The sequence below is a fragment of the Paenibacillus sp. MMS20-IR301 genome (genome assembly GCF_032302195.1).
In the GTDB taxonomy this organism is placed as follows: Bacteria; Bacillota; Bacilli; order Paenibacillales; family Paenibacillaceae; genus Paenibacillus_AQ.
On the sequence record NZ_CP135275.1, the window covers coordinates 5,822,685 to 5,844,724 of the forward strand.

The following is a 22,040-nucleotide window of genomic DNA, read 5'->3' on the forward strand; positions in this document are numbered from 1 at the left end:
CTTACACGGTCTGCAAGGATTACCGTAACCCGCCCCTAGTCCCGAGCGGCAGCAAAAAGCCGCCATGATGCTTACGCATCAGGCGGCTTGTCCCAACCGTTATTTACTTGCCAGCATCTGTAGCAGCCGGCGCTTCAGCACTTGCCGCAGGTGTAGCTTCAGGTGCTGTTGTAGCTTCAGGTGCAGTGGTGCTCTTAGGCAGATTGATTACAATATTCAGACTGTCCAATTCCTTATCAAGGAAGTTCTCCAGGCTCCGGGAAGCCGCAGAGCTCTTAACGGATTGCAGCTGTTCAGCCGTCAGCGTGTCGAAGGTAGTCTCTTTGCGCGACTCCACCTTCATTACGTGGTACCCGTAGCTGCTTTTAATCGGATCACTGATTGTGTTCAGCGGCAGCGTCTGGGCTGCGTTCTTGAACTCTTCTACATAGGTGGACAGGGCTTTATCTTTGTATTCGCCGCCGGTTTCCTTGGATGCTGTATCATCGGAATATTCCTTAACGATGGCGGCAAAGTCCGCACCGCCGTCCAGCTTGGCCTTCACTTCATTGGCAAGCTTCAGGGCATCCTCATCCGTACGCTCCTTGCCTTCGCTGTCTGTCAGGCCAATCAGCACATGACGCAGGGAGGCCACGGTAAAGTCAGCCTTAATGGTCTCATACTCTGATTTTACCTGATCATCGGTTACCTTGAGCAGCATGTCCTGATATACGGTAAGCACGCGAAGCATATAAGAACGGAGATCCTTCTCAGACAGATCCTGTTCCTTCAGTGAGCTTTTATAGGAATCACCAAGCGTGGACTTGATGGATTCAATTTGCGTATCGGTTTCTTTCTCCGCTTCCTTCTTTGCTTCATCTGTTGCCTGGCCGGCCAGATATTCGAAGGCCACTTCCTGCTTCAGAATCGACTCCTTGAAGGCATCAATCTCCAGATATGCGGCTTGCTGCGGGGAGAGGAATTTCATCACCCGTGTATCCAGATCAAATTCCTTCTCCGTAATTGTTCCGCCCTTATACGTGGCTACATCCGCAGAGCTGCTGTTGTTGCTGCTGCAGGCAGACAGCATAGAGAAGGAAACGGCTGCAGCCAGCGAGACCAGCAGCAGTTTCCAGGATTTTTTATTTAACGACATTGTGTAATTCTCCCTTCGATTTTAAAGACTCTTTGGCTGCAGCCAGAAATTGTTCCAGCAGATCAAGCAGCGCTTTGTCATCCAGATCCTTAGATTTGATACGGATGGCCCCTTTGGCATCTTTATCAAATTGTACACGTCTTTCGAAGCTAATTCCAACCTTGGCCAGCTTAGCGGTATCAAAGGCACTGATGCTTCCCTCATGGAAATTCAGCGAGACCTCATCACCGCGCCGGACCATGGACTCCATACCGTATAGCTTACCATATACCTTCAGCCGGGCTACAGAGAGCAGGTTGATGACCGACTCCGGCAGCTCGCCGAACCGGTCAAGCAGCTCATCCTCAAGCTCGGACGCATCCTCTAATGCAGCGACCGCAGCCACTTTTTTATAGATTTCAATTTTCTGGATGCTGTCGTAAATATACTCGGACGGGAGATACGCGTCAATCGACAAATCAATGACCGTATTCCCCTGCTTCAGCGAAGTGTCTTCCTCGCCAAGCACGGTGACCTTACGCTTACGGATTTCCTCCGCCAGCATCTGCGAGTACAGATCGAAGCCGACCGAGGCAATGAAGCCGTGCTGCTCCGCACCGAGCAGGTTACCCGCTCCGCGGATGGAGAGATCGCGCATGGCGATTTTGAAGCCTGAGCCAAGCTCGGTGAATTCTTTAATCGACTGGAGGCGCTTCTCGGCGACCTCAGTCAGGACTTTATCCCGCTGGTAGGTGAAATAGGCATAAGCAATCCGGTTGGAACGGCCTACACGCCCGCGCAGCTGGTAGAGCTGTGACAGCCCCATTTTATCAGCATCATGCACAATAAGTGTGTTGACGTTCGGAATATCGACCCCTGTCTCGATGATACTCGTGCTGACCAGCACATCATACTCCCCGTCCAGGAAGTCGAGAATGGTCTTCTCCAGCTCCGACTCAGACATCTGCCCATGGCCGATCCCTACCCGTGCCTCCGGCACCAGCATAGAGATTTGCGCCGCCATTTCCTGAATGCCCTGAACGCGGTTGTAGAGATAATACACCTGGCCTCCGCGGGCAAGCTCACGTTCTACAGCCTCCCGGGTAAGGGTCTGGCTATGCTCTACGACATACGTCTGCACGGGAAAGCGGTTCTCCGGCGGTGTCTCAATAACTGACAAATCCCGCACCCCGAGCATTGACATATGCAGCGTACGGGGAATAGGCGTTGCGGTCAGGGTCAGCACATCGACATTGGTCTTCAGCTTCTTCAGCTTCTCCTTGTGGGTCACGCCGAACCGCTGTTCTTCATCAACAATTAACAGGCCAAGATCCTTGAACACCATATCCTGGGACAATAGGCGATGGGTGCCGATAACTACATCTACCGTGCCCTGACGGACTCCCTTAATCGTCTCATTCTGCTCCTTGCGGCTGCGGAAACGGCTGAGCACCTGAATATTCAGCGGATAATTAGCAAACCGCTCACGGAAGGTTTCATAGTGCTGCTGCGCCAGGATCGTCGTTGGCACCAGCACCGCTACCTGTTTGCCTTCTATGGCTGATTTGAAGGCGGCGCGGATGGCCACCTCTGTCTTGCCGTAGCCCACATCTCCGCACAGCAGCCGGTCCATCGGCCGGTTCTGCTCCATATCCTTCTTAATCTCTTCGATTGCCCGCAGCTGGTCACGGGTCTCCTCATACGGGAACATCTCTTCAAATTCCCGCTGCTCCTGCGTATCCTTCTCGAAGCCGTAACCCAGCGCACTCTGGCGTTCTGCATAGAGCTTAATCAGATCGTCGGCGATATCCTGGACCGAGCTCCGGACCTTGCTGGTCACCCTTGTCCATTCATTGCCGCCGAGCTTATATACCTTCGGCTCCTTGTCTTCCGAACCGACATATTTCTGTATCAGGTCAATCTGGTCAATCGGAACCGACAGCTTATCGCCTCCGGCATAAAGGATATGCATATAATCACGGTGAATGCCGCTGACCTCAAGCGTGCCGATACCCATGTACTTGCCGATACCATGATTCTGGTGGACGACATAATCGCCAATCTTCAGTTCCGTATAGCTTTTGATCCGCTCCGCATTGTCGATGCCCTTGGACACCTTCCGTGCCTTGCGCTGCTTCTGCGAGAACATTTCACCTTCAGTAATAACCGCCAAATGAATTGAGGGCAGTTCGAATCCGGAGCCCAGGTTCCCTTGAAGAATAGTCGGCTCCTCGATGCCGTAATCGTACAGCACCCGGCGGACACGTTCCATCCGTTCCTCGCCGTTAGCCAGCATAATGACCTGGACGCCCGATTTATGCCAGCGCTCCATCTCCGACTTAAGCACATTCATCTGTCCATGGAAATCCTGCATCCCCCGGCTGATGAATCCTAGAATATTCTGCGGCTGGATATGCGGAACCTGGCGCAGGAAAATTGACATGAACAGGCTCTGGAATGGACGGTGATACATAATGACATCGCTCTCGACCGAGAGGTGCAGATCCGGCAGCGTTTTGCCGTTCTGCAGCAAATGCAGATTCCACTCGGATTCATCCCGTTCCAGCTGCTTCGCGGTTTCCAGCAGTCTGGCCGGTTCGTCCAGCACAAGCAGGGTATCCGGCGACATGTAATCGTACAGATGAGAGCGTTCAGGATATAAGAGGCTGATATATTTATAGATTTCCGGAAAATAAGTGCCCTGGCGCAGCATTTCCAGCTCCCGGCCCATCTCTTCACGCAGACGCTGCTTGGCCTGACGGTCGCTCATCTTCTCCAGCTGCCGTTCAAGCATGGCTGATGCTGCGGTAGAAGCCGCATCCTGGCGCAGCTGGTCGGCAATAATCTCCTTGGCCGGGGTGATCTTCACACTGCGGACCTTATCGATAGAACGCTGGTCGGCCGGATCAAAGGTACGGATGGAGTCTATCTCATCATCAAACAGCTCCACCCGGTAAGCCAGTGGAGAGGTCATAGGATAGAAATCGATAATCCCTCCGCGCACGCTTAGTTCACCGCGGTTCTCTACCCGCTCCACCCGTTCATAGCCCATTTCAATCATGGACAGCAGGAACTCATCCAGCGAGAGAGTGCTCTCCTGCGTAACCGTAAGCTGTGCTTCGGCCATCACATGAGGCGCAGGAAGCAGCCGCCGGACACCGGAGTACGGCACAACTACAACCCCGCGGAAGCCCTGGGCACAGCGTGTCAGCACATCAATCCGCTGGGCCAGCGTCTCAGGGCTGGAGACAGCAGCCTCTGCAGCTACCAGCTCATTAGCCGGATACAGCAGCACACGGTCAGGAGAAAGCGCTTCCTGCAAATCTTCAGCCATTTTCTGGGCCGAGAACATATTATGGGTGACAATCAGGAGCGGCCGCTCTGTCTCCTCATGCAGCGCAGCCAGCATAATCTGTCTGGCCGAGCCGGATAAGCCTGATACGAGCTGCTCCTTCATACCTGCGGCAATGCCGCGGGTAACCGATTGAAAATCAGAATCCTTGGAAAAAGCTTCTATAAGACCTTGTAACAACAGGCGCACCTCTCTTACTAAACAGGCTGACAGCGGCCGGGCCGCTGTCACCCATTATAATTGGAATCGAAAACAAGCCTCAGCGGATAAGGCCAAGGCTTGCGGATGACGATAGAGACAGGCGCTTCCACCTACTGAAGCGGACTGGCCAGCAGGCTGAGCTCGGGATTGTTATCCAGGGCCTGCTTGCAGTAACCGCAGGTGACCTTCACCGTAATCTCGCCTTCTGAATCATACGCTATTATATCTCTGCGCTCCGCAGGGGTCAAGGAATTCAGGCCAAGCTGCATCTCAGTAATGTCGCTTCTGCCAACGCTTCCCAGGAATGTCCGGCAGTGCCTGCATACATAGTTTATTGCCATCTATATGCCTCCTGAAGGTAGTATATACCTCCAGTATGCCCCGCCGGGAATGGCTTTAGCCTAAAGTCTTGAACACCCGTCCTGACATCAGCCGTTAAATTTGGCCATAGTCTGCTCAAACGTATGCTGCAGGCTAAACTCCACAGCATCGCAGGTATCTGTAATCATGCTGTCCAGCTTGGGCCCGTCCTTCTTGGCGAAAGTAGATAATACATAATCCACTATGGCATATCCCGGCTCCGGGCGGGATATGCCCATCCGCACACGGTTAAAAATCTGGGTGCCGGTGTGCTGGATAATTGATTTGATCCCGTTATGACCGCCTGCACTGCCCTGATAGCGCAGTCTGATCTTGCCCAGCTCTGTATCCAGGTCATCATATACAACAATCATATCTTCCAGCTGAACCTTGTAATAATCCATATAAGCGCGGACTGCCTCACCTGACAGGTTCATGAACGTCATCGGTTTGATCAATACCGTCTTGACTCCGCCAATGTTCCCCTCACCAATAACTGATTTGCACTTGTTCTGGTTGAAGCTGATTCCGTGTCTGGAAGCCAGCTCATCCAGTGCCATGAAGCCAACGTTGTGTTTGGTCTTTGCGTATTGCGGTCCGGGATTCCCGAGTCCAACAATCCATTTCATAATGGGTCTATCCTTTCCGCCCGGTCCTCCCAGCAGAGGAGGTCCGTTTTTGGTACAATAAGTTTATACTCCGAGGACAGGTGATGAAACTATGCCGCATCAGGGCGATATCTTAACGCTGCAGCGCCATTTCCAGTACCATATTCAATATGCTGTACCTGTTGAAGTATATAGGGGAAGCGTGCATATAGACATCGGCATCATTACAGCGGTAGATGAGGGGTTCGTAGAGCTGCAAGGAACATTGTACAACCGCAGCCTGTTCACCTTCATTTCCCGCCCGGGTTACTGAAGCTGATGCCTTTCCCTCTCCCGCATCACGCCGACAAGGGTTACATCTTCCGCTCCGCGGAGGTGTAACCCTTTTTCTATATGGCCCGCAGCTTATTCGATTTCGAACAGCTTGCTGATTGACAGCTCTTCATGCACACGAATAATAGCCTCGCCCATCAGCGGAGCTACAGACAGCACTTTGAGCTTGGATGTCGGATTGCTGCTGCGGATTGGAATCGTATCCGTCACGATAATTTCCTTAATTGGAGAGTTTTCCAGACGTTCATGCGCCGGACCGGACAACACGGGATGTGTACAGCAGGCGTAGACTTCCTTCACGCCGCCTTCCATCAGAGCGTTGGCTCCCAGTACAATGGTTCCTGCCGTATCGATGATATCATCGATCAGAATCGCTGTCTTGCCTTCAATGTTACCGATAATGTTCATAACCCCACTGACATTCGGCTCAGGACGGCGCTTGTCGATGATAGCCAGCGGCGCATTAAGGAAGTCAGCAAGCTTTCTAGCCCGCACAACACCGCCATGGTCCGGAGATACGACAACCGGGTTCTGAATTTGCTTCGAACGGAAGTATTGGGCCAGAATCGGTACACCCAGCAGATGATCCACAGGAATATCGAAGAAGCCTTGAATCTGCATCGCATGAAGGTCCATGGTAATAACGCGATGTGCACCTGCTTTTTCAATCAGGTTGGCTACCAGCTTGGCCGTAATCGGATCACGGGAACGGGCTTTACGGTCCTGGCGTGCATAACCGTAGTACGGAATCACGACATTGATGCTCTTCGCAGACGCACGCTTAAGGGCATCCACCATAACCAGAAGTTCCATCAGGTTGTCGTTAACCGGTCCGCAGGTGGACTGTACAATATAGACATGACAGCCCCGGACGCTCTCCGACAGCTTAACCTGAATCTCTCCGTCACTGAAGCTGGTCGTATGGGACTCGCCCATCGGAATCCCGATATAATCGGCAATCTGGCTGGCCAGCTTAGGATTGGAGTTGCAGGTGAAAATCTTTAGTTTGGAATCGCAATAAGTCATAAAATATAAACCCTCCGTGACGGAATTTAACTTCCAAATTGCGCCGGCGCGGATGTGCAGAGTCCGTCCGGCGCTTTGGCGTAAGGCGCTTTACGATGGACTCGATTGGTCTTTCTTTGCTTTGGCGCGGGAGCGGATCTTCTCCGCATAACCCGGCTTATTCTCCTGCCTTGCTCTGGCAATCGCCAGGTCATTCTCTGAAACCGGACGCGTAATGGTGGAGCCGGCGACAACGAATGCGCCTTTGCCTACAGTGACTGGAGCCACAAGATTCACGTTGCTGCCGATAAAAGCATCATCGCCGATCTCTGTTCTTGACTTGTTATAGCCATCATAGTTAACGGTGATGGCGCCGCAGCCGATATTCACATTCCTGCCGACCTCAGCATCACCGACATAGCTTAAATGGGAGACCTTGGAGCCGTCACCGATGGTGGCATTCTTGATTTCCACGAAATCGCCGACTTTAACTTCTTCCCCAAGTACAGCACCGGGACGCAAATACGCAAAAGGCCCAACGGAAGCCCGTGCGCCGACCTCAGCCTGATTCAGAACGGACTGCTTCACTACAGCGCCATCCTTAATCACGCAGTCTTCAATTTCGCTCGCGGGTCCGATTACACAATCTTCACCGATAACTGTCTTGCCCTTGAGCACAGTGCCGGGATACAGGACAGTATCTGCTCCAATGACAACATCTGCTCCGATATAGGTTGAAGCCGGGTCGATTATAGTTACCCCGCCCAGCATATGCCCCCGGTTAATGCGCTCACGCATATAGCCTTCCGCTTCCGACAATGCCAGCCGGTCGTTAACACCAATAGACTCTGCAGCATCCCGGGTCTGGTATCCCAGAACCGTATCTCCTTGTGCCCGGAGTATACCGATAACATCAGTCAAATAATATTCCTGCTGATTATTGGTATTCGTAACCTTCTCCAGTGCGGCAAAGAGCTTAGCATTATCAAAGCAATAAGTGCCTGTATTGATTTCGCTGACCGCCGCTTCACTTTCAGTGCAGTCCTTCTGCTCCACAATCTTAAGCACTCCGCCATCCTCACCGCGTATAATGCGGCCGTAGCCGGCAGGCTGCTCCATAACGGCTGTCAGGACAGTTGCAGCAGCGTTCTGTGATTCATGCAGTGCCATAAGCCCTTCCAGTGTTTCGGCCGTTACCAGCGGCGTGTCTCCGCAGATCACAATGGTTGTTCCTTCTTCGCTGCCGAGCAGATCCTTCGCCTGCTTCACGGCATGACCTGTACCGAGCTGAGTTTCCTGCAGCACATATTCCGCATCCAGGCCGACATAGGCCTTGACCTTGTCAGCACCGTGGCCGACAACAATTACTGTGCGCTGGCATCCGGTCGCCTTGACTGTATCGACCACATGTCCTACCATCGGTTTCCCGCAGACGGGATGCAGCACTTTGTATAATTTAGATTTCATGCGCTTGCCTTGACCTGCAGCAAGTACAACAGCCATTCTTTTCAAGAATGCCAACCTCCTACTTCTTGAACTCACTACTGAATATATCTCATTCCGGGCAAAAAGAAAAGAGAACCATGAAGGCATGGTTCCCTTTTCTTCGAACCCCAATAAAATCCCCCCACAAAGTGGGGCTTTCGGCTTCGAGGCTGACCCTGGTGCTTTGCGGGGACCCCGAAACATATAAAGACTTATCTTCTAAAAAAAACGGCATGACCTTACGCCGCCCGGGAGGGCAGCAATCCTTGAGAGACAGCGGCTTTCGTGCCTATGCTCCCTCTTCAATGACTTCTTCTTCTTCCGTAGCGGCACGTTCGTACTCGGCCAGAACCGCAGATTGAATCTTTTCGCGTGTTCCCGAAGAAATCGGGTGTGCGATATCGCGGAATTCACCGTCAGGTGTACGCTTGCTGGGCATTGCAACAAACATCCCGTTATTACCGTCGATGACCCGAATGTCATGAACAACAAACTCGTTATCGATTGTAATGGATGCGATTGCTTTCATTCTCCCCTCAGAGTTGACGCGGCGGAGTCTGACATCCGTAATTTGCATGTGTGTGTTCACCACCTTTTTCCATCAGAGACTTGGTGTATAATTCCACACGGCAAAGCGAATTCCTTCTTTTTCATTCCATAAAATGCCTGCTAAAGAAGAATATTTTTGCAGAACCATCGATTTCGACACGTTTCGTGCAGTTATCTCATGATTCCTCACGGTTTCGACATCATGCCCGGCTTTTTAAACCCTGGGACTGATTTCTTCAGGAAGAGAAATAATTGCCCGGATGCGCCGATATGCGCCTTACCTTCGAATCTACTTCCGTCAGCTTTACAAGAGATACATAATCGTGCAACAGCCGCTCTTCCTTCTCTACGGCTCCCGATTCCACAAGCACGCCTACACCTGCCACTTCCGCATTGAACTCACCCAGCAGATCGACCATCCCGCGCACGGTACCGCCTGCCTTCATGAAGTCATCCACAATCAGCACGCGCGACTTCTCCCGCAGCGCCCGTCTGGACAGCGACATCGTATGGATGCTCTTGTGTGAGCCTGACACATAGTTAATGCTCACCGCCGAGCCCTCTGTCACCTGATGGTCACGGCGCACCAGCACCACCGGCAGGCCAAGCTGTGCAGCTGTTGCATAGGCCAGAGGAATCCCCTTGGTCTCTACCGTCATCACGGCGTCAATCTCCACCCCGTAGAAGGCGGTGGCAATGATCTTGCCCGCCTGCTCCATCAGAGACGGCAGCCCCAGCAGATCAGACATGTACAAATAACCGCCCGGCAGAATACGGTCGCTCTGCTCGAGCTGCCCGCACAGACGATTCACGAAGGCAAGCGCCATGTCCGTAGGCATCCGCGGAATATAACGTACCCCGCCTGCCGCCCCGGCCAGTGTCTGCAGCTCACCCATGCCTTCACCTTCAAATACCTCTTTTATAATAGCCAGATCTTCACTGACCGATGATTTCGCTGCGCCGTAACGTTCAGCAAAAGTGGACAGAGGCAGCAGATCATGCGGCTTCTCCAGTAAAAATTGGGTCATGTCAACCAACCGTTGGCTTCGTTTTAATTTCTTCACGGAATGCTCCTCGCCAAAACCGAATATTATTAAGAATAATATCATTTTTGTACGGATTTATACAAGTGGGAACGGTTATATGCCGGCAGAGTGCACTCTGCCGGCCCCGCAATTCACTTGGCAAAAAGAACCGGCTCGCCTTTGCCCGGCAAAGGCGAAGCCGGTTCTGTAAGCTGCCTGTTCCTGTAACAGCTCAGCTATAGCCAAACTTAGCTCAACGATCGCACCGCATAGACTTCCTTGCAAAACCCGCGGAGCCCGTTATAAATTCTGGCCACCTTGGACTGCTTGGATACCAGGCCGAATACAGTCGGGCCGCTTCCTGACATCAGCACACCGTCTGCACCCAGCTTCAGCATCGCTTCCTTGAGCTGCTGCACCTCCGGGTGCAGCTTCAGGGTCACATCCTCGAGCACGTTGCCGAGGCCCGCACAGACGGCTGCGAAATCGCCGGCTTCGATCGCCTGCTGCATGCGGAGCGCCGACGGATGGACAGCAATGCTGCCCGCGCGTACGCGTCCGTACACCTCAGCCGTCGATACATTGATCGGCGGCTTGGCCAGGACGACCCAGCACTGCGGCGGATTCGGAATCTGCATCAGCCGCTCCCCCCTGCCCGTAGCGAGGGCAGTGCCTCCAGTAACGCAGAACGGGACATCCGAGCCCAGCTCGGCGCCCAGTTCCTGCAGCTCCTGCGCCGGGATTCCGAGGCGCCAGAGCCGGTTCAGGCCGCGCAGCGTAGCCGCGGCGTCACTGCTGCCGCCGGCAAGGCCGGCAGCGACCGGGATTCTTTTGTCGAGGTGGATATGTACACCGCTTCTAACATTATAGCGGTCCTTAATCAGTCTAGCCGCCTGAAAGGCCAGATTCTTCTCATCCAGCGGAATATACCCGGCCTGGCTTGAGATAATAATGGAATCCCGCTTCAGCTCCGACAGCTCCAGCCGGTCAGCCAGATCGACCATCGTCATAATCATTTCTACTTCATGAAACCCGTCAGCGCGCTTACGCAGCACATCCAGCATTAAATTAATTTTTGCCGGCGCTTTCTCATACATCTTCAAGGCGTTCACCCACCCTCAGCTTTTCCCGTAAAAAACAACTTAACATATTATATGAGAAACCGGCAGTGAAGTCCACAAAATACCCCGAAACCCATACATCTGCTCCTGTTGAATTAACCCCACAGAGTGCGGATATTACATGGATGCTGACTCAGGTACTTGCGGGGGCCCAAAATATATAAATTCTTATATTATGAAAAAGGTACCGCCAGCAGGCGATACCCGGTACATCAGCAGTACTATAAGCAATTACGATTTCCGTGCTGCCTGTTCCGCCAGCTGAATCGCCCGCTTCACCATATTACCGGCATCAACTGCCCGGATTCCGCCCCAGCCGTCCTTCTCTACCGTGTCATAAAAGCCAAGCTCCTTAGCAAGCTCCGTCTTCAGCTCCTCCGACATCATACTCCGTCTTCTGCGGCTCATTACGGATTCCTCCCTTTACGCTAGTGGATGATGAACGTACTGCCTCTGTAGTATGCGGAAAGGGAAGCAGGACCATGCATGATACATTCAAGGATCCGGGCAACACAAAATAACCCCACAAAGTGGGGTTTTGGCTTCGAGGTTTTTTATAAAAAAACAGCCCCCTGACCGGAGACTGTCCTGTAACACTAAGCTTTAATATACACAATCCGCATCTGCCCATCATCTTCACATACTGTGATTTCCACAGATTCGGTAAGTATATCGGCATAGCTATAGGAGACACGCTTGAAGGTCTGCTGCTCCTGATCCAGTTTGACAATAAAAACAGAAGGGTACGTTTCTTCCAGGACACCGGTGCGTTCAACGGTCTTACGGCGACCACCGTTAGCCCGCAACGTGATCTTATGACCGACATGAGCTTCGAGACTGCGTTTAATTTCCAACAGCGCGTTATTAGCCATTGCCTGACGACCACCTCTTTCCTTGTCCATTATACAACTTTTCACAATCATTGTCAAATCAAATAAATAATTATAGTGTATGCTAAAATAGTTGTCAACGGAATTTTTTTGCGAGAAAAAGGTTCCGGCTAAAGCCCCTTGTTATAAGTATTATTTTACACGGACCCGGAAATATATATGTTCAAAAAAAGAAGGATGAAAGCCTCAGCGGCCCATCCTTCCTTGTGTATTACCGTTATAGTACCGAAGGTGCCACCTTCAGTGTAGCCAGATTCTGCAGCCTCGGCATTCCGATACGGAAGCTGCCGCGGGTCTCGATTCCGCCCATTCCCTGATTGCCGCTGATGGTGTGATTCAGCACTTCCCCCAGATTAACCGTATCCCGGATTGATGTGAACGCGGCCTTGGCTGCAATATAGACGGGATCCAGCGCATGGATAAGGATTCTGCCCGGTGAGCTGGCAAAATTGGCCCCTGTCCCCAGCAGTGCCTCGAAATGCGATTGACAGGCTCCTGCCACTATCGTCAGAGCATCAAAGTTCCGTTCATACTCCCGGGCGACCCGAATAGCTGCGACAAAATTCTGTGAATTTTTGTAGCTGCTCAAACTGTACAGATCGTAGCTCTGCTGCTGTTTAAGCACGCCGTCATGGCCGGTAATGACCACGATATCAGGACGTACACGGGGCAGCAGCCGGTACAGCGTCTCCGCCATTTTTGATTCATGGACATGATGCCCCTCAGCAGGGATGCGCAGCTGCTCATAGAGGCTCAGGCTTTTCTTCAGATAAAGGGCATCACCATCCAGATGCAGCACCTTGCCGGGGACTTCGAAATAAGCAGGCTCTTTCGGGGACTGGGCCCAGGTTCCGGAAGAGCCTGCCGCACTCTCTCCGCTGCGCTGGCTCTGCTCCTGACGGTCTTTGCGCAGCCAGCTTAACGATTCTGTAGCTTTGATCTGTGCCTGCTGTCCGCGCTCAGTAACCCGCGTAGGCGGCACCTGCACCAGATCCTCCAGCGGCGAATCAGCCAGCAGACGGAATTCTGTCCCTTTGATTACTGCCCGGTTCTGCAATATATTGTCTACCCGGAAGGTCACATCGCCGCCATAAGATTTACGAACGACCAAGTCTCCTAAATTCATTACAACACCACCTCTACCCCATGTTATGGGCAAAGGTCCCGGTTGGTTCATCTCCCGGAATGTTTTCTGATCTTAGGCGATTCCGGCAGCCAGTAGAACCGCACTTAACCGGGCGTACTCCTCAATGCTAAGGGTCTCCCCGCGGCGGGAAGGTTCTATCCCCGCCGCTGCCAGCAGCTCCTCCAGCCGCTCACGGCCTTCCTCCGGGAAGAACCGGGCTTTGAGGTTATTGGCAATCGTCTTGCGCCGCTGGGTGAATGATGCCTGAACCACCTCGAAGAAATGCTTCTCATCTGCCACTTCCACCGGCGGGCGCTCCCTGACCTTCAGCCGGATAACAGCCGATTCTACATTCGGCTGCGGAATAAACACCGTACGGGGCACTATGCAGACCAGCTCAGGCTCACTGTAATACTGGACTGCTATGCTTAGGCTGCCGTATTCTTTCCCCCCTGGAGAGGCTGCCATACGCTCAGCAACCTCCTTCTGGATCATAACGACGATATTATCAAGCGGCAGCTTCTCTTCCAGCAGCTTCATGAGAATAGGAGTCGTTACATAATACGGCAGGTTAGCCACTACGCTGACCCGGTCCCTGCCAGCGAAATCCTCGCTGAACAGCTCTTGCAGATTCACCTTCAGCACATCATCATTACGGATCTTTACATGGGGATAAGGTGCCAGTACATCCCGGAGGATCGGAATCAGTCTGCGGTCAATCTCCACCGCAGTGACTGCTCCGGCAGTCATGGCCAGCCTTTCAGTCAGAGCTCCGATACCAGGTCCGATTTCCAGCGCTCCGGCCGTACTGTCAAGACCAGCGGCATCCACAATTTTATCCAGAATGTTCTGGTCAATCAGAAAGTTCTGGCCCAGACTTTTTTTGAAGGAGAATCCGTAACGCTGAATAATGGCTTTGGTTCTTGTTGGGGATGAGATATTCTCATTACCACTCATGAAGTACTGCCTCCCTGGTCAATTTGGGCGAGAGCCTGTGCAAACTCCTCGCGGGTGATGCCGAACATCGCTAGACGCTTATATAGCTGCTTGCCGTTACAATAACCGAGCCCAAGCAGATTGCCGAGCTGCATCCTTCTCTCGGCGGCCTGGGCATGCACCATCATACCGGCAGCCATAAGATCATCCAGCCCGATCAGCGCCGGCGCGCCTTCAAATGAGGTATGAACATGCTCCAGTGCATGACGGATAGCCTCAGGCGAGGCATTCTCCACACCAATATCACCTTTGCGTGTGGCATCCTTCTCAGGAATGAACGCATGTTTGCATCCGGGTACCTTAGAAGAGACAATTTTGCGGATCCGCTCCCCGGCATGATCGGGGTCTGTAAGGATGATTACTCCCCTGCGCTCCATGGCTAATGCAATCTTGGCAATAACCTTGCGGTCTACTGCAGAACCGCCCGTCTCAATCGTATCCGCTTCTACAGCCCGCTTAACGGCGACGGTATCGCTTTTTCCTTCAACCACAATTAATTCCTTGATCATCAATCATTACTCCTTACTCTGAACTCTAAAAACTTAATCCCGGAACACAAAAAGAAGAGGATTCGCTCCTCTTCTTTTTGGCTAAAGAATGTATAAGTGATGAGCGGCAGCTCTCCTAAGTTTCGTAAGTGCTACCAACACTATATCTTATAAACCGCTAATTTGCAAAAGGCTTCCGGTTAATTAAGCTCCGGCTTCACAGGTCCGATGACATAGACCGTCCGTGATTTGCGCCCGAAATTACGGGCGTGGCTCAGTGAATCGTAGTAGACATCCACCTTGTTGCCTTTGATGGCACCGCCGGTATCCTCTGCTCGGCGAAACCCTAATCCTTCAATGTACACCCACCAGCCAATTGGTATTACATTCGGGTCAACAGCTATAGTGCGGCCTTCCGTTACGCGTGTGCCGGAGGCAGTTTTTGTTCCAATTCCAGGCTCTTCCGAGGAATATGCCGTCATGGATACGTTTTTGATCATTTTTTTGTATTCGAAATCTACGCCCGCCTTGCTGATGACGTTGTTCGCGCTGACTTTAGTTGATTTGGAGGTAGTTGTAGATTTGGAAGTTTTCGTTGCGACAGTCGCAGCTACCACTGGCTTCGGAACCGCCTTGGTACCAACCGCAATAACCTTGTCTTTGGTCACCGTCTGGACTTCTTTGCCGACCATAGTCATGGAGGCCAGTTCACCATCCTGGTATATCTTCTCGATATGCTGGATGATTGCGCCCGGTTTGCCTGCCTGTGCAACTCTTACATCCCCCACGTACAGGGAGGGATCTGCGGTTTTAATGACCTTGAAAGGCAAGCTTACCGTCCGCTGTACCGTTTGCTTGGTAATACGGACAATCTTAACTTCCATGTCTGATGTAACTGCGGTATCAAGCGAAGGGAAAATCTTGTCGTTGCCCTCCAGGCTGTAGCCCAGCTTGGTGATGGCATCTCCGAGGGAATCTTCGGTGGTGTAAAGCGTCTTGGTTGCACCATCTGCAATAAGCGTAAGCTTCTGCGCACGGGTAATTACGACACGGTCGCCGTCTTGTATTTCATCACTAAGGCCAATAGATAATTCATCATGCGGCTGAAGCGAGATTTGTTCTTTGGCCAGCACATCACTGAGCAGCGCTTCGCGTGTCTCCAGTGTCTGCACTTTTCCGTCGATAACTAATACTATTTCTTTTTTGCTCGCACCGTGTACGTACAGCAGAATTAACAGTGCGATAACAATTGAGGCTGCACCTGCAAGTGAAAGTACGCGAGGATTCACTTGCTTCCACCGTAATGCGAAAGACCTGCTGGATGATTGCGAATCATGGGATACCTCTGGTTGGAATACGCCCACTCTTTCCATCCTCCTTACATAGCCCCGTCGTCCAAGTTATATCAAAGGTGACTGAATCATTTCTGACGAAACTAAGTTTGAGTTGCAACAGGATACGCCCGCATTGCTTCAGCGTTTCCTGCTCATGGATCGCCTGCCCGGCATAGCTTCTCCAGATACCTGTTATATAACAGTATGCTGGAATTTACACATTATTCAAAAACAAAAAAGCCTAAAAAGAGTTCTCAGAGGACTCTTTCGTGGCTTCTCCGGTGTCAAATAACGCGAGAATGTCTATGCACGAGGTTTCCTCTCTTACTTGCGCTTACGGGGTTAGCTGTCGGGTTCGGGCATAAGAGAGACGCCCTATCTCAGGTCACCCGCTCACGGCGGTTGCCCTCAAATTCACCCCAAAGACCACGTGAAGAAATCGAATAAAGTCTGCGGCACTTCTGTGTTGTACTCTATGTACGGGCATGCGGCAGGGCATTTATTGGTTCCCCCGTTCTCCATACGGAGACTCAGCGAGACGATCTATGAAAAAAAGTGACTGTCACAGTAACAACAGCTCACTGCACTGAAAAGATGATATCCTGTTTTGATGCATGTTGTAAAGGACGATTCAACCACGTTTACGCAAAAAAATGATTAAAATATTGTAATAATCAGCCGTTTGCCGATTAAAAAAGTTTAATATATCGTCTATACTTCATTTTTCACTGCTTTTTCTCCCGTTTTCAAACAATCCCAAATCGTTCCAGTGCGTTCGCATACGTTATTTCCGCTAATTCCTGTAAATCAATCCCTTTTATTTCCGCGGCAGCCTCAGCCACCAGCCTTACATGCGCAGACTCATTTCGCTTGCCCCGGAAGGGATGCGGAGTCAGATAAGGCGAGTCCGTTTCGATGAGCAGCCGGTCCAGTGGAGTCTGTGCCAGCACCTCCTTGGGAACCCTTGCATTTTTGAAAGTGATCGGTCCTCCGAAAGACAAGTGGAAGCCCAGGTCAAGGCACATTTTGGCACTTTCCCAGCTGCCCGAGAACGAGTGCATCACACCTCCGACCTCACCCGCTTTTTCCTCCCGCAGAATCCGGATTACATCCTCATGGGCATCACGGTTATGAATAGAGATCGGCATCTTCAGCTCGCGGGCCAGTCCGATCTGCTTGCGGAACACTTCATGCTGCACATCCTTCGGGGAGGTGTCCCAATAATAGTCAAGCCCAATCTCTCCAATTGCTACCACCTTGGGATGGCTGCACAGGGAAGCAATCCATTCGAGATCGCCGTCCTTCATCGTGATAGCATCCTGGGGGTGCCATCCAACTGCTGCATAAATATAATCATATTTCTCGGCGAGCTGCATCGTGGTTGGAATCGTTTCCCGGTTGAAGCCGATATTAATCATTTTGCTGACTCCGGAGGCCAGGGCTCTCTCAATCACCTCTTCGCGGTCCTCGTCGAACTGCGGAGCATCGAGGTGAGTATGCGTGTCGAATAACTGCATTACTGGTCATCCTTTCATGCTTGATTTCTATGATGAATTCCAAGCTTTTTCAGATTATTTGGCAAAAATATCAGCGATAGACGGCGGGAGCTGCGGAAGGGCTTTCTGCAGCTTATCCTGCGGAAAATAGAGGTGATATCTGCCACGGTGAATCCCGCTGATGGAGCGCACAATATCCGATACTTCAGAAATTTCCCGCAGCTTATCCTTCCGGTCAAGCAGCAGAATTTGTTTGCTGTCGAAACCGTCTCCCGGACGGAATACGTCATAAGGAAGATCTGTCGGAAAATCAATTTCCAGGTCGTAATCCGCGCATAGTCCTGCGCTGGTAAAGCTGCTGCGGATTTCATCAATGGTCTCCGAATCCAGATGCTCCATCTCCACATATTTATACAGTTTACGATGAATAAAACGGCTGCACAAGTCGCTTAAGATTTCATCGGCCTCCAGCGTCCATTGCATAAACGCAGTTTGCATGAGTGCCTCGTCCAGCAGCAGATACTGTTCTACCGTAACTTCACCCCGGAACAAATCATTTAACGGCTCAATCATGAACCGGAACGTGTAATTCTGCTGGATAAGCTCCTTCGCTCTGCGCAGAATCTGCCGCAATATAATTTCCGAGCTGCGGGTTACGGGATGGAAATAGACCTGCCAGTACATCTGATAACGGGACATCAGATAATCCTCGATTGCATGCATCCCTGACTCTTTCACAACAACCCGGCCGTCGTAGGGGCGCAGCATCCGCAGAATCCGGTCAATATCAATGGTTCCGTAGTTTACCCCTGTATAGTAAGCATCCCGCAGCAGGTAATCCATCCGGTCTGCATCCAGCGGCCCCGACACCAGATTGACAACAATTTCATGCTCATAAGTTTTGGAAATAACTGAGGCCACCTTCTGGGGAAAATCCTCAGATACATCACGCAGAATAGCGGTAATCTCAGTATTCTCCATAATAATCCGGCAGGTCCAATCCTCATGGTCCATTTCAAAGGCTTCTTCTATAGAATGAGAAAACGGGCCATGCCCCAAATCATGCAGCAGCGCCGCACACAGCGTAAGCAGACTCTCTTCAGGCATCCAATCCTTATAACCGCTTCGTTCAAACTGGGAAATAATCCGGCGGGTAATCTCGTACACCCCGAGTGAGTGAGAGAAGCGGCTGTGCTCCGCTCCATGAAAAGTAAGATATGAGGTGCCAAGCTGACGGATGCGCCGCAGGCGCTGAAATTCCCTGGTGTTGATTAGTCTCCAGATAATGGTATCCTGCACGTGGATATAATTATGCACCGGGTCCTTAAATACCTTTTCTTCGCTCAGCAGCTGCTTCATAAGGTTCAACTCCTTTTATTAATTTCAATAGAAATAGGATTGATTTAAAGCTATAATAATAAACAATGTCGCACTTTGTCGAATTATGACATTTTATACTTTTACAAATCGACAAATAATTTTCAGGCTTAATTATTGGATATTCGCTGCTCCAATAGCAGTATGATGGTATCCTTAAAAGTTTCCTTAAAATTCGCCTCAAAAAAGGTTGACTGTTTTGGGAATGGTTGGTATTATAAATATCATAAAACAGTGAACAATGTCGAATATTGACGCTTTTGATAATTGAGAGGAGCAACGATTGTAATGATGAAATCAACAGGAATTGTACGTAAGGTAGACGAGCTAGGACGGGTTGTTATTCCAATTGAATTGCGCCGCACACTGGGCATTGGAGAAAAAGATGCGCTCGAAATTTACGTGGACGGTGAGCGGATCATGCTTAAGAAATATGAGCCAGCTTGTATTTTCTGCGGCAATGCTGAGAATGTAACCTATTTCAAAGGTAAAATTGTTTGTCACGAATGCATTTCTGCTATCCCTACCCCTGTGACAAACTAAATCAAATAGGTTATAATAGGAACTAATCAAATTGTTAATTCTAACCTTTTTATATCTCCTTGGCCTCCCGTCTCCGCGGGAGGTATTTTTTATGGTTTTTTTGGGAGACTTTCCCCGGATTCCCCTTTACAGCTTCCCCTCCCAAACCCTTCCCAATGGGTAGGGCCCCAAGGGCCCCGGCCCTCTGGACACCCGGAAGCATTCAGTGTTGTGTAAGATCAGATAATTGCTTTTGGAAATATTGGATAACTGTATTCTATACAGTTATTTAATACCAAATTACTCGTCTGATAATTTTAGATGTATTTAATACAATTATATACAGATAAATCCTCTAAATTATCCTTTTTCCATTAATATAAATGTAAAAAATACATTTATATCTAATATAAGGAATAATTATATCCTTAAAAGTGTATAAAATACAACTATTTCATTAGCTGCTTCGATCATCAAAATATTTTTTAAAGCTTAAATAGTTATAAATTTGCTCAATAACGTTGCTCTATTTCCTTACTCCTTCTCCAGCAATGCATTATAAATATCACGCTTAGCCAGTCCGCGGTCACCCGCAGCCTTCTTCATTGCTTCCTTACGGGGGCTACCTGAGCTTGCATAATGAGCAACATGCTCTGCGATGCTTAGCTCACGCCACCAGGATGATTCCGCCAGCTGAGCCTCTTCCTTGCTCTCCCCCTCCAGCACAATTACGTACTCGCCTAGCGGAGGATGCTCCGCAAGCCATGCACAGCATTCCTCAATAGTTCCGCGCAGAAATTCCTCATAACGTTTGGTCAGCTCCCGGGCCAGGACAACTCTGCGGTTACCGAACGCCTCCTGCAGATGAACCAGTGTTTTGGCAACACGGTGCGGTGACTCATAAAAAAGCAGGGTCCCTTGGGCAGCACGGAGGGGGGCCAGGACAGCACGGATATCCTTACGTTCTCTTGGCAGAAATCCGATAAAGGTAAAACCGGCGGTAGGCAGCCCGGAGGCGATTAAAGCTGACAGCGCCGCGTTAGCTCCGGGGATCGGAATCACAGGAATTTGCTGACTTACAGCGAGGGCTACCAAATCAGCTCCGGGGTCGGAAATCGCCGGCAGGCCGGCGTCGCTGACCAGCGCCAAATTTTTTCCTTCTATTATATAGCGTATCAGTTCCGGTCCGCTCGCTGCCTTATTATGCTCATGATAGCTGAACAGCATAGCAGGTGTAATTTCGAAATGGCTTAGCAATTTGCGCGTCTGCCGTGTATCCTCTGCGGCAATAATATCACACTCCTTCAGAGTGCGTACTGCACGGTAGGTCATATCCTCCAAATTACCGATAGGCGTCCCCACCAGATACAGAGAACCGCATCCCTCCGGCCTCATTGCGTCGTTATTATTTTGAAAGCTGCTTTGGCATTGTATAGTCATTGGCTGGCATCCTCTTTATTCCCATAATAAATATCCATAATTTCCGGGCAGTACTGATTGTCCTCATTATATACGATTAAAGGAGGCTGTAAACGTACCTCCGGTTTGCCGTCCCGGGCAGCTTCAATTAGCACCATATTGGCCTCCAGGTGAGCACGCGGGTGTACAAAACGAATCAGCTTCGGCTCGAGACGGTGCTTGCGCATCAAACTGATGATATCCGCGAGCCGCTGCGGCTTATGCACCATACTGACCTTACCGCCGGTACGGACCAGCCGGACACAGGCCTGGATCACTTCCTCCAGCGTACAGCCAATCTCATGCCGGGCCATCGCCTGATGGGAGTTCAGCTTCAGATCGCTTCCGTTAAGCGGCATATAGGGCGGGTTAACCGTTATAGCATCATATACGCCATAACCGGAAGTAGTATGCAGCTCCCGCAAATCGCCTTCATGAATCAGAACCCGCTCCGTAAGCCCGTTCAAAGCTACACTGCGCCGGGCCATGTCGGCAAGACGGGGCTGAATTTCTATTCCTTCAATAGAAGCTTTCGTACGGGTGGTCAGCAGCAGCGGAATTACTCCGTTGCCGGTACACAGATCAAGCACTCTTCCGCGCGGCGGCACCCCGGCGAACCTGGCCAGCAGCACAGCATCCATCGAGAAGCTGAATACTTCGTCACTCTGGATAATCCGCAGATCATGGGTCAGCAAATCATCTATCCGTTCCGTTTCATGCAGAGTTACGGCGCTATCATTAAATGAATTTGTCATTATACACTCCTAAGGTATTGTAGCTTTCGCCAAATTCAAAAAAAACCGTAGGCGAAAATCTCCCACGGCTGGATATCCTCATTTATTAAGAAAAGAAAGGCAGAACAGGCAATCGCCTTCCGTCCGCAAATGCCCGAAATAGACATTACAGATGTGAAACCCTTCATGATACAGGCGGGCCAGATTATCGTAGCCTTCTCCGACAACCTCTTCTTTTCCTTCAGCTGTAAGCAAAGCTTCAGCCTCGGCAGAAAGCGCAGCCTTATCCAGAGGTGCTTCCCTTTTCAATATTAAGCGTAATTGCTCATTCTCCAGACTGAGCTTCTGATTCTCTTCCATCAGCTCTTTTACCGTCTGCTTCCAATCTCCGAGAGTGGTGCGCATCTCATCCATCTGCGCTTCCATCTCCTGCATGTGTGCAAATATATTTTTCTTCTCCAAGTTT

The 22,040-nt window shown here is 50.8% G+C and carries 22 protein-coding genes and 1 riboswitch; of the genes, 2 read left to right on the forward strand and 20 right to left on the reverse strand.

The window, feature by feature from the left end; genetic code table 11:
* Nucleotides 1-103: 103 nt before the first annotated feature.
* From LOS79_RS24875 to pth, 4 genes are all read right to left on the reverse strand, one after another.
* Nucleotides 104-1,135 carry a peptidylprolyl isomerase gene (locus LOS79_RS24875; protein WP_315413137.1) on the reverse strand — a complete coding sequence of 344 codons (1,032 nt, stop codon included), beginning with the start codon at nucleotides 1,133-1,135 and terminating at the stop codon, nucleotides 104-106.
* Complete coding sequence (mfd, locus tag LOS79_RS24880; RefSeq protein ID WP_315413138.1) at nucleotides 1,122-4,646, reverse strand: transcription-repair coupling factor; 3,525 nt, start codon at nucleotides 4,644-4,646, stop codon at nucleotides 1,122-1,124. Before mfd ends, LOS79_RS24875 begins: the two co-directional genes overlap by 14 nt.
* A gap of 131 nt (nucleotides 4,647-4,777) precedes the next feature.
* A complete protein-coding gene (locus LOS79_RS24885; protein WP_315413140.1) occupies nucleotides 4,778-5,008 on the reverse strand; it encodes an anti-sigma-F factor Fin family protein in 231 nt (76 codons plus the stop codon).
* A gap of 87 nt (nucleotides 5,009-5,095) precedes the next feature.
* Complete coding sequence (gene pth, locus LOS79_RS24890) at nucleotides 5,096-5,656, reverse strand: aminoacyl-tRNA hydrolase (RefSeq protein ID WP_315413142.1); 561 nt, start codon at nucleotides 5,654-5,656, stop codon at nucleotides 5,096-5,098.
* A 91-nt stretch (nucleotides 5,657-5,747) separates the two neighbouring features.
* On the opposite strand from pth, the gene LOS79_RS24895 reads away from it, so the two are divergent.
* Nucleotides 5,748-5,948, forward strand: coding sequence for a hypothetical protein (locus LOS79_RS24895; RefSeq protein ID WP_315413144.1), 201 nt, complete (start codon nucleotides 5,748-5,750; stop codon nucleotides 5,946-5,948).
* A gap of 92 nt (nucleotides 5,949-6,040) precedes the next feature.
* Here the strand turns inward: LOS79_RS24895 and LOS79_RS24900 are convergent, their stop codons facing one another.
* From LOS79_RS24900 to LOS79_RS24960, 13 genes are all read right to left on the reverse strand, one after another.
* The gene (locus LOS79_RS24900; RefSeq protein WP_315413146.1) at nucleotides 6,041-6,994 is read right to left on the reverse strand and encodes a ribose-phosphate diphosphokinase; all 954 of its coding nucleotides are present in this window, start codon (nucleotides 6,992-6,994) and stop codon (nucleotides 6,041-6,043) included.
* Between the two features lie 90 nt (nucleotides 6,995-7,084).
* Nucleotides 7,085-8,485, reverse strand: coding sequence for a bifunctional UDP-N-acetylglucosamine diphosphorylase/glucosamine-1-phosphate N-acetyltransferase GlmU (gene glmU, locus LOS79_RS24905; RefSeq protein ID WP_315413147.1), 1,401 nt, complete (start codon nucleotides 8,483-8,485; stop codon nucleotides 7,085-7,087).
* Between the two features lie 262 nt (nucleotides 8,486-8,747).
* A complete protein-coding gene (spoVG, locus tag LOS79_RS24910; RefSeq protein ID WP_036696395.1) occupies nucleotides 8,748-9,035 on the reverse strand; it encodes a septation regulator SpoVG in 288 nt (95 codons plus the stop codon).
* Nucleotides 9,036-9,243: 208 nt separating this feature from the next.
* Nucleotides 9,244-10,071 (reverse strand): pur operon repressor, encoded by an 828-nt coding sequence (gene purR, locus LOS79_RS24915; RefSeq protein ID WP_315413149.1) that lies wholly within the window; start codon nucleotides 10,069-10,071, stop codon nucleotides 9,244-9,246.
* A 209-nt stretch (nucleotides 10,072-10,280) separates the two neighbouring features.
* Nucleotides 10,281-11,135: a 4-(cytidine 5'-diphospho)-2-C-methyl-D-erythritol kinase gene (ispE, locus tag LOS79_RS24920; RefSeq protein ID WP_315413151.1), complete on the reverse strand. Its 855-nt coding sequence runs from the start codon at nucleotides 11,133-11,135 to the stop codon at nucleotides 10,281-10,283.
* Between the two features lie 249 nt (nucleotides 11,136-11,384).
* Entirely contained in the window at nucleotides 11,385-11,561 is a 177-nt protein-coding gene (locus LOS79_RS24925; protein ID WP_315413153.1) for a small, acid-soluble spore protein, alpha/beta type, read from the reverse strand.
* Between the two features lie 188 nt (nucleotides 11,562-11,749).
* On the reverse strand, nucleotides 11,750-12,025 hold the full coding sequence (gene veg / locus LOS79_RS24930; RefSeq protein ID WP_315422442.1) for a biofilm formation stimulator Veg: 276 nt from the start codon (nucleotides 12,023-12,025) through the stop codon (nucleotides 11,750-11,752).
* Nucleotides 12,026-12,260: 235 nt separating this feature from the next.
* A complete protein-coding gene (gene yabG, locus LOS79_RS24935) occupies nucleotides 12,261-13,169 on the reverse strand; it encodes a sporulation peptidase YabG (RefSeq protein WP_315413155.1) in 909 nt (302 codons plus the stop codon).
* 72 nt (nucleotides 13,170-13,241) lie between these two features.
* Entirely contained in the window at nucleotides 13,242-14,126 is an 885-nt protein-coding gene (gene rsmA / locus LOS79_RS24940; RefSeq protein ID WP_315413156.1) for a 16S rRNA (adenine(1518)-N(6)/adenine(1519)-N(6))-dimethyltransferase RsmA, read from the reverse strand.
* On the reverse strand, nucleotides 14,123-14,674 hold the full coding sequence (rnmV, locus tag LOS79_RS24945) for a ribonuclease M5 (protein WP_315413158.1): 552 nt from the start codon (nucleotides 14,672-14,674) through the stop codon (nucleotides 14,123-14,125). Before rnmV ends, rsmA begins: the two co-directional genes overlap by 4 nt.
* A 179-nt stretch (nucleotides 14,675-14,853) precedes the next feature.
* The gene (locus LOS79_RS24950) at nucleotides 14,854-16,017 is read right to left on the reverse strand and encodes a resuscitation-promoting factor (RefSeq protein WP_315413160.1); all 1,164 of its coding nucleotides are present in this window, start codon (nucleotides 16,015-16,017) and stop codon (nucleotides 14,854-14,856) included.
* 286 nt (nucleotides 16,018-16,303) lie between these two features.
* Nucleotides 16,304-16,533: riboswitch (cyclic di-AMP (ydaO/yuaA leader) on the reverse strand.
* Between the two features lie 200 nt (nucleotides 16,534-16,733).
* Nucleotides 16,734-17,504, reverse strand: coding sequence for a TatD family hydrolase (locus LOS79_RS24955; RefSeq protein WP_315413162.1), 771 nt, complete (start codon nucleotides 17,502-17,504; stop codon nucleotides 16,734-16,736).
* A gap of 54 nt (nucleotides 17,505-17,558) precedes the next feature.
* Nucleotides 17,559-18,842, reverse strand: a complete 1,284-nt coding sequence (locus LOS79_RS24960; RefSeq protein WP_315413163.1) for an HD domain-containing protein — start codon at nucleotides 18,840-18,842, stop codon at nucleotides 17,559-17,561.
* Between the two features lie 306 nt (nucleotides 18,843-19,148).
* On the opposite strand from LOS79_RS24960, the gene LOS79_RS24965 reads away from it, so the two are divergent.
* Entirely contained in the window at nucleotides 19,149-19,403 is a 255-nt protein-coding gene (locus LOS79_RS24965; RefSeq protein WP_019914502.1) for an AbrB/MazE/SpoVT family DNA-binding domain-containing protein, read from the forward strand.
* A 513-nt stretch (nucleotides 19,404-19,916) separates the two neighbouring features.
* Here LOS79_RS24965 and rsmI read toward each other — a convergent pair.
* From rsmI to yabA, 3 genes are all read right to left on the reverse strand, one after another.
* Nucleotides 19,917-20,822, reverse strand: a complete 906-nt coding sequence (gene rsmI / locus LOS79_RS24970; protein WP_397386689.1) for a 16S rRNA (cytidine(1402)-2'-O)-methyltransferase — start codon at nucleotides 20,820-20,822, stop codon at nucleotides 19,917-19,919.
* Nucleotides 20,819-21,595 (reverse strand): tRNA1(Val) (adenine(37)-N6)-methyltransferase, encoded by a 777-nt coding sequence (locus LOS79_RS24975; RefSeq protein ID WP_315413168.1) that lies wholly within the window; start codon nucleotides 21,593-21,595, stop codon nucleotides 20,819-20,821. The genes rsmI and LOS79_RS24975 overlap by 4 nt, the downstream gene beginning before the upstream one ends.
* A gap of 78 nt (nucleotides 21,596-21,673) precedes the next feature.
* A complete protein-coding gene (gene yabA / locus LOS79_RS24980) occupies nucleotides 21,674-22,036 on the reverse strand; it encodes a DNA replication initiation control protein YabA (RefSeq protein ID WP_315413170.1) in 363 nt (120 codons plus the stop codon).
* Between the last annotated feature and the right edge of the window lie 4 nt (nucleotides 22,037-22,040).